This window comes from Lentzea waywayandensis (assembly GCF_900115955.1).
Taxonomy (GTDB): Bacteria; Actinomycetota; Actinomycetes; order Mycobacteriales; family Pseudonocardiaceae; genus Lentzea; species Lentzea waywayandensis.
This window is the reverse complement of record NZ_FOYL01000007.1, coordinates 230,953-242,849: the sequence shown is the minus strand read 5'-3', so window position 1 is coordinate 242,849 and position 11,897 is coordinate 230,953. Positions and strand designations below refer to the sequence as shown.

At 68.4% G+C, this 11,897-nt stretch carries 14 protein-coding genes; 7 read left to right on the top strand and 7 right to left on the bottom strand.

The genetic code is table 11. The features are described from left to right. Nucleotides 1-10: 10 nt before the first annotated feature. Nucleotides 11-211 carry a hypothetical protein gene (locus tag BM417_RS26615; RefSeq protein ID WP_093599966.1) on the top strand — a complete coding sequence of 67 codons (201 nt, stop codon included), beginning with the start codon at nt 11-13 and terminating at the stop codon, nt 209-211. A 1-nt stretch (nt 212) separates the two neighbouring features. Here BM417_RS26615 and BM417_RS26610 read toward each other — a convergent pair whose 3' ends face one another. Genes BM417_RS26610 through BM417_RS26600 form a run of 3 tightly spaced genes read right to left on the bottom strand, consistent with a single transcriptional unit; the run spans nt 213 to nt 2,491 of the window. Continuing rightward, the gene (locus BM417_RS26610; protein WP_093599963.1) at nt 213-1,199 is read right to left on the bottom strand and encodes an aldo/keto reductase family protein; all 987 of its coding nucleotides are present in this window, start codon (nt 1,197-1,199) and stop codon (nt 213-215) included. Between the two features lie 33 nt (nt 1,200-1,232). Beyond that, nucleotides 1,233-1,865, bottom strand: coding sequence for a class I SAM-dependent methyltransferase (locus BM417_RS26605; protein WP_177320616.1), 633 nt, complete (start codon nt 1,863-1,865; stop codon nt 1,233-1,235). Continuing rightward, nucleotides 1,865-2,491, bottom strand: a complete 627-nt coding sequence (locus BM417_RS26600) for a DUF3043 domain-containing protein (RefSeq protein ID WP_093599958.1) — start codon at nt 2,489-2,491, stop codon at nt 1,865-1,867. The genes BM417_RS26605 and BM417_RS26600 overlap by 1 nt, the downstream gene beginning before the upstream one ends. Before the next feature lie 42 nt (nt 2,492-2,533). Between BM417_RS26600 and BM417_RS26595 the strand changes: the two genes are divergently transcribed. Together BM417_RS26595 and BM417_RS26590 are read left to right on the top strand one after the other, a co-directional pair. Next, nucleotides 2,534-3,568, top strand: coding sequence for a glycerate kinase family protein (locus tag BM417_RS26595; protein WP_093599955.1), 1,035 nt, complete (start codon nt 2,534-2,536; stop codon nt 3,566-3,568). A 184-nt stretch (nt 3,569-3,752) separates the two neighbouring features. Continuing rightward, a complete protein-coding gene (locus tag BM417_RS26590; protein WP_030474606.1) occupies nt 3,753-4,121 on the top strand; it encodes a HesB/IscA family protein in 369 nt (122 codons plus the stop codon). Nucleotides 4,122-4,271: 150 nt separating this feature from the next. Here the strand turns inward: BM417_RS26590 and BM417_RS47960 are convergent, their stop codons facing one another. Beyond that, nucleotides 4,272-4,445 (bottom strand): hypothetical protein, encoded by a 174-nt coding sequence (locus BM417_RS47960; RefSeq protein WP_170176554.1) that lies wholly within the window; start codon nt 4,443-4,445, stop codon nt 4,272-4,274. 157 nt (nt 4,446-4,602) lie between these two features. Between BM417_RS47960 and BM417_RS26585 the strand changes: the two genes are divergently transcribed. Both BM417_RS26585 and BM417_RS26580 read left to right on the top strand, forming a co-directional pair. After that, nucleotides 4,603-5,535 carry a carbohydrate kinase family protein gene (locus BM417_RS26585; protein WP_093600706.1) on the top strand — a complete coding sequence of 311 codons (933 nt, stop codon included), beginning with the start codon at nt 4,603-4,605 and terminating at the stop codon, nt 5,533-5,535. Between the two features lie 7 nt (nt 5,536-5,542). Continuing rightward, nucleotides 5,543-6,319: a class I SAM-dependent methyltransferase gene (locus BM417_RS26580; protein WP_093599952.1), complete on the top strand. Its 777-nt coding sequence runs from the start codon at nt 5,543-5,545 to the stop codon at nt 6,317-6,319. 36 nt (nt 6,320-6,355) lie between these two features. Here BM417_RS26580 and asnB read toward each other — a convergent pair whose 3' ends face one another. Continuing rightward, nucleotides 6,356-8,284: an asparagine synthase (glutamine-hydrolyzing) gene (gene asnB / locus BM417_RS26575; RefSeq protein WP_093599949.1), complete on the bottom strand. Its 1,929-nt coding sequence runs from the start codon at nt 8,282-8,284 to the stop codon at nt 6,356-6,358. Between the two features lie 181 nt (nt 8,285-8,465). On the opposite strand from asnB, the gene ctaC reads away from it, so the two are divergent. Together ctaC and BM417_RS26565 are read left to right on the top strand one after the other, a co-directional pair. After that, nucleotides 8,466-9,398 (top strand): aa3-type cytochrome oxidase subunit II, encoded by a 933-nt coding sequence (gene ctaC, locus BM417_RS26570; protein ID WP_245822183.1) that lies wholly within the window; start codon nt 8,466-8,468, stop codon nt 9,396-9,398. A gap of 13 nt (nt 9,399-9,411) precedes the next feature. Beyond that, a complete protein-coding gene (locus tag BM417_RS26565; RefSeq protein ID WP_093599944.1) occupies nt 9,412-9,828 on the top strand; it encodes a cytochrome c oxidase subunit 4 in 417 nt (138 codons plus the stop codon). A 171-nt stretch (nt 9,829-9,999) separates the two neighbouring features. Here BM417_RS26565 and BM417_RS26560 read toward each other — a convergent pair whose 3' ends face one another. Together BM417_RS26560 and trpD are read right to left on the bottom strand one after the other, a co-directional pair. Next, nucleotides 10,000-10,686 carry a lysophospholipid acyltransferase family protein gene (locus BM417_RS26560; RefSeq protein ID WP_093599941.1) on the bottom strand — a complete coding sequence of 229 codons (687 nt, stop codon included), beginning with the start codon at nt 10,684-10,686 and terminating at the stop codon, nt 10,000-10,002. 157 nt (nt 10,687-10,843) lie between these two features. Further along, nucleotides 10,844-11,896: an anthranilate phosphoribosyltransferase gene (gene trpD / locus BM417_RS26555; protein WP_093599938.1), complete on the bottom strand. Its 1,053-nt coding sequence runs from the start codon at nt 11,894-11,896 to the stop codon at nt 10,844-10,846. Nucleotide 11,897: the final 1 nt, after the last annotated feature.

Here is an 11,897-nt window from a genome sequence, read left to right as displayed (position 1 = left end):
GCCTTCGTCCGTGGATTACCGCTGGCGCTACCAGGATGCACAGGGACGCGACGTCGCGGGCCCGGATGTGACGTTCGCCGAGCAGGCCGAGGCCGAGGACTGGTTCAGCGCGCAGTGGCGTGACCTGCTCGACGCCGGGGTCGAACAGGTCACGCTGCTGCGCTCGGAATCCGAGGTGTACGGCCCGATGAGCCTGCACTCGGCCGGCTAGATCAGCCCTGGGCGGTGAGGCGCGGGTCGTCGGTGACGACGCCCTCGAGGACCTTGTCGATCTGCGTGAGCACGTCGTCGTCGAGCTCGATGTCGATGGCCTTGACGTTCTCGAAGACCTGCTCCGGACGCGACGCGCCGATGATCGCGGACGCGACGTTCGGGTTCTTCAGCACCCACGCGACGGCGAGCTGCGCCAGCGTGATGCCCGCTTCCTCGGCGATCGGCTTGAGCTGCTGAACGGCGTTGAGCACGTCGTCCCGCATCCAGCGCGCGATCATCTGCGAGCCGCGCGCGTCGGCCAGGCGGGACCCCTCCGGCACCTCGGCGCCCGGCAGGTACTTGCCGGTCAGGATGCCCTGCGCGACGGGGGAGAAGACGATCTGGCTCAGGCCCTCGCGCTCGCACGCCGGGATGACCTGCGGCTCGATCACGCGCCACAACATCGAGTACTGCGGCTGGTGCGACACGAACGGGACGTTGAGCTCACGGGCCAGCGCGGCACCGCGGGTGATCTGCTCGGCGGTCCACTCGGAGACACCGACGTAGAGGACCTTGCCCTGACGGACGAGGTCGGCGAACGCCAGCATCGTCTCCTCGAGCGGGACGCTGTAGTCGAACCGGTGGGCCTGGTACAGGTCGACGTAGTCGGTCTGCAGGCGCTTGAGCGACGCGTTGGCCGACTCCATGATGTGCTTGCGGCCGAGCCCGCGGTCGTTGGGGCCGCCGGGGCCGGTCGGCCAGTAGACCTTGGTGAGGATCTCGAGCGACTCGCGCCGCTGACCCTGCAGCGCCCGGCCGAGCACCGACTCCGCGGCGGTGTTGGCGTAGACGTCGGCGGTGTCGAAGGTCGTGATCCCCGACTCCAGCGCCGCCTTCACACAGGCGTGGGCCTGGTCCTCTTCGACCTGGGAACCGTGCGTGAGCCAGTTGCCGTACGAGATCTCACTGATGGACAGGCCGCTGCGGCCGAGTCGACGGAACTTCATACATCGGAGCTTAAACCGAAATCGTTCGTGCTGCTAATGAACTTCGGGCGCGTGCCACACCATGGAATACCGCCAGAACAAGTGCCGGCGGACCCGCGCGCCGGGCACGATCTCCGCCGCGGCCGCGCGGATCTCCGGCAACGTCGGCGCCGTCATCACCATCGGCATCTCGGTGTCGTGGGGCTTGCCGCCGGTACCGTTGATCGCTTTGACCAGACCGACAACGGCGTTCGCCGGCAACGTCACGAACTCCATCGCGTGGTCTGATCGCGTCGAGGTCAGGTAGAGCCCGATGACGACGAGCGTTCCGCCGGGCTTGGTCAGCGCGGCGAGCCGGGAGAGACCTTCGCGCAACGGCAGGTGGTGCAGGCTCGCCTCGGCGGTGACGACGTCGTAGCGGCCCAGATCGTGGGTGAGGACGTCGCCGTGGATCCAGTTGACCCGATCGCTGCCGGCCCTCGCACGTTCGATCATGCGCGCGCTCGCGTCGATCGCGGTGACGTCGTCTGCTCGCAGCGACCGCGCCAGGTCGCCCAGACCGCAGCCGACGTCCAGCGCTGATCCGGCCCGAGACGGCAACTGCCGGAGCAGCCAGCGGCGGTACCACTCGTTGTGGTTCCACCGCAGCTTCTCCGGCAGCTGAAGCTTGCGCGGTTCTCGGCGCACTACTTGATGGCGTCGCCCGGCTTCACCCGCGGCTTGGGCACGCGGAGCTTGCGGATCTGGCTCGCGCGGATGAACGAGTACCAGCCGATCGACAGGCCCTTGATCGGCTCGGCCGGGAACTTCACCCGCACCTTGCGCGTGACGAGGCGGCCGAGCACGAGGCCCTCGATGACCATCGCGATCAGCATGAACGTCGTCGCCAGCGTCGCGTACCGCTGCACGGCCAGCGACGGCGTCAGCAGCGCCACGAACACCAGCACCGCGAGCGGCATGAACAGGCCCATGAGGTTGCGCCGCGAGTCGACGAGGTCGCGGATGTACGCCTTCACCGGACCGCGGTCACGCGGCAGCAGGTACTTGTCCTCGCCCGCCATCATGCGCTGACGACGCTCGGTGGCCGCGGCACGGCGCTCTTCCTTGCTCACCTTGTTGCCACGCATGCGCTTGAACGCCTCGCGCTGCGTGCGCGGCGGCGGCGGAACCGGCCCGGAACGCCTGCCCTGCGCCTCACGCCGCTTGGGCGTGGGCCTGCCCTTGCCCGCGGAGCGGGTGGCGTCGGCGGCCTCGTCGGCCGACTCGGCGGCCGGGGCATCGGTGTCAGCGGCGTTGCGGCGCAGGAACCTCACAACGACAGGGTAGGACAGTGGTTCTTCTGTACCTTTCGCGAGGTGCGCGTACTCATCGCTCCGGACTGCTTCGGCGGCACCCTGACCGCTCGCGAGGCCGCTGACGCCATCGCCACCGGCTGGCACGACGCCAAGCCCGACGACGTCGTCACCCAACGTCCCCTGGCCGACGGAGGACCCGGCTTCGTGGACGTCCTGCAGGTCGCCACGAACGGCGAAATCCGATATATCAGCGTCACCGGCCCGCTCGGAGTTCCTGTCGAGGCACGCTGGCTCAGCGTGCACGCAGACGGTCGACGCGTTGCCTACATCGAGTCCGCCGAGGCGTGCGGCCTCCACCTCATCCCCGCGGACCTCCGCCCGCAGTCCTGCGAGACGGCAACGACGCGAGGCGTCGGCGAACTCATCGCGGCAGCGGCGAATGACAACGATGTCATCACGGTCGGCCTCGGCGGCTCCGGCACGACCGACGGCGGCGCCGGCATGCTCGCCGCTGTGTCGGACGCGGGCGTCGACCTCACTGATATATCGCTGGTGGCCGCCTCCGACGTCGAGAACCCGCTCCTCGGCCCGCACGGCGCCGCGCGCACGTTCGGCCCGCAGAAGGGTGCGTCCCCGGAAGCCGTGGAACGTCTCGAAGCGAAGCTCGCCGCCATGGACGTCCTCAAACCAGTAGCCGACATGTCGGGCGCCGGAGCGGCGGGCGGCCTGGGCGCCGCGCTCCTCTCGCTGGGCGCGACGGTGACGTCCGGCGCGGGCCTCGTCCGCGAACTCGCCGGCCTCGACGCCGCCCTCGACGACGCCGACGTCGTCATCACCGGCGAAGGCAGCTTCGACTGGCAGTCACTGCGCGGCAAGCTCATCACCGCCGTCGCCTCGGGCGCCGCCGAACGCGGCATCCCGTGCCTCGCCGTCGCGGGCCAGGTCAGCGTCGGCCGCCGCGAGATGGGCGCAGCCGGCGTCCAGGCCGCCTACTCGGTGTCCGACCACGTCGGCTCTGTGCAAAAGTCGATTGCGGACGCCCGCAAAAGTCTCATTGCAACGGCCCGGCACGTGGCCACGCAGTGGTCGCGATAAGAGTCGAGGTAGAACCGTGCGTGCGGCCGGCTGATATATCGGCTGCCTTGAGCGTGGTCTACGTGACAGTCGACACTTGAGGCGATGCGGCCCGCCGTTGTGGGACCATGGGAAGCGGAACAAGGCGGGGAACGCCCGTGTTGTTGATGGGTGAACCGCCCGCAAAGGACCTCTTAGGAGAGCCATGACGACCGCTCAGGATGCCGCTTCGACCACTGAGGCGCCCAGCCACGGCGTGACGCTGACCGATGCGGCCGCCGTCAAGGCCAAGGCGCTGCTCGACCAGGAGGGCCGCGATGACATGCACCTGCGCATCGCCGTCCAGCCCGGTGGTTGCGCCGGCCTTCGTTACCAGCTGTTCTTCGACGAGCGTGCGCTCGACGGTGACGCGATGGTCGACTTCAACGGCATGAAGGTCGCCGTCGACCGCATGAGCGCCCCGTACGTCGAAGGCGCTGTCATCGACTTCGTGGACACGATCGAGAAGCAGGGCTTCACGATCGACAACCCGAACGCCGGCGGGTCCTGCGCCTGCGGCGACTCGTTCCACTAAGGCGAACACGCGGAGAGGCCGCGTTCCCGCATCGACGGGAACGCGGCCTCTCCGCGTGTGGACCAGGAAATCTGCCAGGTATCACCCGGACAGACTGGGAAGCCGGCAGGTAGACCCGGAAGTCAGACCCTGAAAGTCAGACCCGGAAAGCTAGACGCCGTATTCGGCGAGGCCTTCGACCTGGTGGGCGCACCGCTCGTCGACCTGCCAGGGCGCGGCGTCGCGCGGGGCGGGAAGGGGGTGCTCGGGGTGGGTCAGAGCGAAGGGGAGCTGCGCGCAGTCCTCGATCAGTTCACTCATCGTGGTCGCCTCTGGGATCGTCACCTTCCGACCGTATGACGGCGGTCTGACCTGCGGTAGACCTACCAAACAGTAGTCTTCACAGCGGTACTCGTCCGGGTGAGTTGTCACGTAGCGCAACAAGAAAAGAGGAGCCGACGTGCCCCTAGCCGTGTGCGGCAGCATCGCGACCGACCATCTGATGCACTTTCCGGGTCGTTTCGCGGACCAGCTGGTCGCGGAGCGTCTCGACCGAGTGTCGCTGAGCTTCCTGGTCGACGACCTCGTAGTCCGGCGCGGTGGCATCGGCGCGAACATCGCGTTCGGTCTCGGTGTGCTCGGGGTGCGGCCGGTGCTCGTGGGCGCTGTCGGCAAGGACTTCGACGACTACCGCTCGTGGCTCGAGCGGCACGGCGTCGACACGTCCGGCGTGTACGTGTCCGAGGTCGCGCACACCGCACGGTTCGTCTGCACGACGGACGACGACATGTGCCAGATCGCCTCCTTCTACGCCGGTGCGATGGCCGAGTCGCGCAACATCGAGCTCGCGCCGATCGCGAACCGCGTCGATAACCTCGAGCTCGTCATCATCAGCCCGGACGACCCCGCGGCCATGCTCCGGCACGCCGACGAGTGCCGTCAGCGCGGCTACCGGTTCGCCGTCGACCCGTCGCAGCAGCTCGCCCGCATGGACGGCGACCAGGCGCGTGCGTTCATCGAGGGCGCCGAGTACCTGTTCAGCAACGACTACGAGTGGGAACTGCTGCTCCAGAAGACCGGCTGGACCGAGGCGGACGTCCTCGCCCGCGTAGGCAAGCGCGTCACCACGCTCGGCGCCAAGGGCGTCGAGATCGTCGACCGCGACGGATTCTCGCTGCACGTCCCCGCCGTCCCCGAGGTCGCGAAGACCGACCCGACCGGCGTCGGCGACGGCTTCCGCGCGGGCTTCCTCGCCGGCATCACCGCGGGCCTGAGCATTGAACGCGCTGCTCAGCTCGGCTCGTTCATCGCCGTCGAGGTGCTCGAGACCGTGGGCACGCAGGAGTGGGTGATCGAGCGCGAGTCGGCGCTCGCTCGCATTCGTGGCGCGTTTGGTGCGGAAGCCGCTGAGGAGATCGCTCCCGTCCTGCCATGATCGGACAATGGGGACGTACCTGTTCGGCGGCACCGGTGAGTCGCTCGATCCGAAGTTCGACGCGCTGAGCTCTCTGCTCGACGCGGGCACGTTCGCCCGCGTCGAGCAGTTGGGTGTCGCGGACGGCTGGCGCTGCCTCGAAGTCGGAGGTGGTGGCGGGTCGGTGGCGAACTGGCTCGCCGACGTCGTCGCTCCGGCCGGGCACGTGACGGTCACCGACATCGACGTCACCCGGCTCGAGGAACGCGACAACGTCACCGTTCTGGAGCACGACGTAGTATCCAATATATTGCCCGGCAACGCGTTCGACCTGGTCCACGCCCGCCTGGTGCTCTTCTACCTCCCCGCCCGCGAGGTCGTGTTGCGCAAGCTGCGCGACTCGTTGCGTCCCGGCGGATGGCTCGTGCTCGAGGAGTTCGACTGCCTCCCGCTCGAAGTCCTCTCCACCGGACCGTCCTCCGGCCCCGAGGACGCGAAGCTGATCATGCGGGTGAAGAACGCCCTGCTGACGTCGCTCGACCACGCGGGCGCCGAACTGGCGTGGGGCGCGCGCATCGAGAGGGCGCTGCTCGACGCCGGGCTGAACGACGTCAGCGGCTCCCGTGAGGTGCGGGAGTGGCAGGGCGGTTCGGCGGGCTGCCGTCTGCTCGCCGCGACCGCGCGGCTGATACGCGCGAAGCTCCCGCTCACCGACGAGGAGTTCGCCCGCTACCTGGAACTGATGGCGTCCCCGGACACCGTCGTCAGCTCGTACGCGATCTGCAGCGCTCAGGGACGCCGTTAGAACGAGAAGGGCCCCTCCGCAGAGGGGCCCGAACCGCTAGAGCTTGACCGGGTAGTGCGGCTCCGGCACCACCGGCTGGATGCGGCCCTCGACGAAGATGCCGTGCCAGATCATGAACACCAGCAGCGCCCAGATGCGGCGGCTGTGGTCGAGCACGCCGGAGCGGTGCTCCTCGATCAGCCGCAGCACCGCGGACTTGTCGATGTACTGGTCGGTCTGCGACGCGCGCACGATGTCGACGGCCCAGTCGTGCATCTCGTCCTTGAGCCAGTGCCGGATCGGCACCGGGAAGCCGAGCTTGCGGCGGTTCAGCACGTGCGCCGGCACGATGTCGCGGATCGCCTTGCGCAGCGCGAACTTCGTCGTGTCCTTCGTGATCTTCAACTCACTCGGGATCTGCGACGCGATCTTGAAGACCTCGGGGTCGAGGAACGGGACGCGCAGCTCCAGCGAGTTCGCCATGGTCATCTTGTCGGCCTTGACCAGGATGTCCCCGCGCAGCCACGTGAACAGGTCGACGTGCTGCATGCGCGTGACCGGGTCCCAGTTGCGCGACTCGCGGTACGGCTGGGCCGTCGCGTCCATGTGGGACACCGCCGGGTCGTACGTGCGCAACACCTGACGCAGGTGGTCGTCGAGGAAGATGCGCGCGTTGCCGTAGTAGCGCTCCTCCAGCGTCAAAGCCCCACGACGCAGCAGGTCCTTGCCGCGCACGCCGTGCGGGATCTTCGTGGAGACCTTGCCCATGGCCTTGCGCAGCGCGCCCGGCACCTTCTCGAACCCCGCCAGCGACAACGGTTCGCGGTAGATCGTGTACCCGCCGAAGAGTTCGTCCGCGCCCTCACCGGACAGGACGACCTTCACGTGCTGACGCGCCTCACGCGCGATGAACCACAACGGCACCAGCGCCGGGTCGGCCACCGGGTCGTCGAGGTACCAGGTGATCAGCGGCAGGGAGTCCATCATCTCCTGCGCGCTGACCGTGCGGACGACGTGCTTCACGCCGATCAGCGCCGCGGACTCCGCCGCCACGTCGACCTCGGAGAACCCCTGGCGCTCGAACCCCGTGGTGAACGTGATCAGGTCCGGGTTGTGCTCCTTGGCCAGCGCCGCGACCACCGTCGAGTCGATGCCGCCGGACAGGAACGAACCGACCGTCACGTCCGCGCGCATGTGCTTGGCGACCGAGTCACGCAGCGCCGCCGTGATCTCGTCGTAGAGCGCCTCCGCCTCGCCCTCGCTGCGGACGGTGCGGACCTTGAAGTTCGCCGGGAAGTACCGCTCGAACTTCGGCGACTCGCCCGGGACCAGCGTGAACGAGTGACCGGACTCGACGCGGAAGATCTGGTCGTGCAGCGAGGCGGGCTCCGGCACGTACTGAAGCGTGAGGTAGTGCTGCAGCCCCTTGACGTTCATCTTCGGGGCGATGCCGATCGTGGAGGCGAGCTCCAGCAGGAGCTTCTTCTCGCTGGAGAACGCGACCCCGCTCTGACCCTGCGCCCAGTACAGCGGCTTGATGCCGAACGGGTCGCGGCCGCCGAACACGATGTCGCGCTCGGAGTCCCAGATCATGAACGCGAACATGCCGCGCAGCCTCGTGATCGCCGCGGGACCGAAGTAGTGGTAGGCGGCGACGATGGTCTCCGTGTCGCCGTCGGTGTGGAAGACCGCGCCGTGCTTCTCGGTGAGCTCGGCGCGCAGCTCCAGGTAGTTGTAGATCTCGCCGTTGAAGTTGATCGTGTACCGGCTCGGCGACTCCGCCGGACCCCAGGTCAACGGCTGGTGGGAGTGCTCGATGTCGATGATGGCGAGCCGGTTGAAGCCGAACACGACCTCGTCGACCCGCCTGGTGCCGCTCTCGTCCGGCCCGCGGTGCCGCATGCACCGCAGCGCCGCCTCCATGGCCGGGCGCGCGTTCTCGGCCTCGTTCTCGCTAGGGCATACAAGTCCTGCCAGGCCGCACAAGGCTCTCGCACCTCTCAAGAAACACGAAGGGGAAGACCACGGGGAAGTCCTCAGTATGCCGAAGGGCCTCTGTGTGACCGAAACTGCACCGCAGCGGCGGTGCCCCCAAGGGGTGAGCGCCGTTGCGCTGGGCTACGCTCCCGCTTGATCCGTTGGCATGGAACGAGGAGGCGGGCGAGCAGTGGGCCTGAAGGAGGGCACCAGGGCATCCCGGCTGGTGAAGACCGCTGGGCTGGTAGGCCTGGTCGGCATCGGGGCCACCGGTTGCTCCACGGACGAGGTGCTGCGCTTCGGATGGCCGCAGGCCGTCACGCCGCAGGCCGAGAAGATGCGCGAGCTCTGGACCTGGTCCGTGGTCGCCGCGCTCGTCGTCGGCGTCATCGTGTGGGGCCTGATCCTGTGGTCGGTGGTGTTCCACCGCAAGAAGTCGGAGGAGCTGCCGCGTCAGACGGCGTACAACCTCCCGCTGGAGATCGTGCTCATCGTCGTGCCGACGGTGATCGTGGCGGTGTTGTTCTACTTCACCGCCGTCACGCAGAACTACGTCACGGACAAGTCGGGCAAGCCCGACGTCAACGTCGACGTGATCGCGTTCCAGTGGAACTGGGAGTTCCAGTACCCGGACCACAAGACCGAGGAGGGCAAGGCCGTCAGCACGGTCGGCACCTCGGGCGAGGTCCCGATCATGGTGCTGCCGGCCGGCAAGCGCATCCAGTTCACGCTGCGCTCGACGGACGTCATCCACTCGTTCTTCGTGCCGGAGTTCCACTTCAAGCGGGACGTCTTCCCGATGCCGGAGAAGAACAACCAGGACAACGTCTTCCAGATCGACCAGATCGATCGTCCTGGAGCGTTCGTCGGCCGTTGTGCCGAGCTCTGCGGCTCGTACCACGCGGTGATGAACTTCGAGGTCCGCGCCCTTGAGGAAGCCGACTTCGAGAAGTACATCGAGCTGCGCAAGCAGGTCAACGAGAAGACGGGCAAGCCGTACACCACGGCCGAGGCCCTCTCTCAGGTGAACTGTGACAAGTGGTGTTCACCGCTGGCCACGACGACCACCCCGTTCAACACCGACCGGACGGCGCGCGAAGCCTCCGGTGCGGGCCAGAAGTAGGGAACGCCTCGCGATGAAGATCGAAGCTCGCGTATTCGACCTGGTGATGGCCTTCTCGTTCCTGATGGCCGTCGTCTACGGCTACTGGACGCACCTGGCGACCGGCCACGTCGAACCCACCGGCACGGTGGCGCTCGCGCTGACCGGTGGCCTGGCCCTCATCACCGGCACCTACTTCCGGTTCGTCGCCCGCCGCATCGAGGTGCGGCCGGAGGACAATCCCGATGCCGAGGTGTCCGACGGCGCCGGCGAGCTGGGCTTCTTCAGCCCTGGCTCGTACTGGCCGGTCGGTCTCGCCGCCGCGGCGGCGACCACCGGTGTCGCGGTGGCGTTCTGGCACGTGTGGCTGCTCGTGATCGCCATCGTCCTGGTGCTGATCATGGTCGGCGGTCTGGTGTTCGAGTACCACACCGGACCCAACCACGACTGATATCCGGTACATCGGATATCGCTTCGACTGAGGCCCCCTCCACAGTGGAGGGGGCCTCAGTCGCGTGTGGACTGATATCCCGTATGTGATACATCGCATATCGCAGCGAAAGGGCCCTCCCCGGCAACAGCGGGGAGGGCCCTTTCGCAGGCCTGGAACGGGTTGCGGCGGCTACGCGGCGGCCGTCACCTTCTCGGGGGTCTTCTGGTACGCGTCGACGTACTCCTGGCCGCTCAGGTCCAGGATGCGGTAGATGATCTCGTCGGTGACGCTGCGCAGCACCGGCAGCGACTCCTCCATGCCCTCGTAGCGGCTGAAGTCGAGCGGCTCGCCGAAGCGGACCGTCACCGGGACGATCTTCGGGAACCTGCTGCCGACCGGCTGCACCCTGTCCGTGCCGATGATCCCGACCGGGATGACCGGGGCCCCGGACTCCAGCGCCATGCGGGCGACACCGGTGCGGCCGCGGTGGAGCATGCCGTCGAGCGAGCGCGTGCCCTCCGGGTAGATGGCGAAGGCGTCACCCCGCGCGAGGATGTCGGCGGCCGTGTCGAGAGCGGCGCGGGCATCACGGCCCTTGCCGCGGTGCACCGGCACGTGGCCGAGCGAGGAGAAGAACCAGCGCGACAGCGAGCCCTTCAGGCCGGTGCCCGTGAAGTACTCCGCCTTCGCGAGGAACGACACCCGGCGCGGAACGACCATCGGGATCACGACGCTGTCGATGAAGCTGAGGTGGTTGGCCGCCAGGATGACGGGGCCGTCGGTGGGGATGTTCTCCAGACCGTCCACCACCGGGCGGTAGACCAGACGGGCGGTGCGCGCGACGACGTGCTTCATCACCGGGTAGAGGAAGGCCATGACTCCAGCATTCCAGGTGGCGATTGCGACGGCGTTACCACGTGGCGCGCATCTCTGGCCCATCACTCGCTCGGACTACGCCCATGCGGCGGCCGTGCGAGCAGGGTCACGCGTCGACGACGACGCGTGACCGAAACCCGCTCAGTCAGTCGTTCAGTTACTTCTTCGGGGACGCCTTCAGAGCCTGCGAGAGCTCCACCCAGCGGCCCAGCAGCGTCGCCGCCCTGCCTGAGTCGATCGCGTCGGCCGCGCGGCCCAGCGAGGCCGACAGGTCGGCGTGCAGGTCGTCGGAGAACCCGCCGTGCGCCGCGATGGCCCCCGCCGCGTTCACGAGCACCGCGTCCCGCACCGAACCCGTCTTGCCGGCCACGAGGTCGCGGACCACCTGGGCGTTGACCGACGAGTCGCCGCCCTTCAGGTCCTCCTCGCGCGCGGGCTTCACACCGAGCACGGACGGGTCGATGGTCTCCGTGCGCACCACGCCGTCCTGCGCGAGCCACGCGGACGTCGTCGTGGTCGTGGTGATCTCGTCGAGGCCGTCGTCGCCCCGCACCACCAGGGCGGTGTTGCGGCGCCGCGCGAACACACCGGCGATCAGCGGCGCCGCCGAGGCCCGCGCACAGCCGATCAGGCCGACCGTGGGCTGCGCCGGGTTCGTCAGGGGGCCGAGCAGGTTGAACGACGTGGGAATGCCGATCTCCCGCCGCACCGGGCCGGCGTGCCGGAACCCGGGGTGGAACACCGGCGCGAAGCAGAAGCCGATGCCGAGCTCGCGCACGGTCTCCCGCACGCCGTCGGCGGGCAGGTCGATCGCGACGCCCAGCGCCTCCAGGACGTCCGCCGTGCCGCACTGCGACGACGCCGCGCGGTTGCCGTGCTTGACCACGGGCACGCCCGCGGCGGCCGTGATGATCGCGGCCATCGTCGAAATGTTCACCGAACCGGAATGATCGCCGCCGGTGCCCACGATGTCGGTCGCCCGCACGTCCACCGTGAACCGGTTCGCGTGGTTGAGCATCATCGTCGCGAGGCCGTCGACCTCCTCCGGCGTCTCGCCCTTGGCGCGCAACGCGACGACGAACGCCGCGATCTGCGCCGCGGTCGCCTCGCCGGACATCACCTGGTCCATTCCCCAGGCGGTGTCGTCCGCGGTCAGGTCGACGCCGTCGAGCAGGCGGTTGAGCAGTGAGGGCCAGGTGCGCTGGCTCATG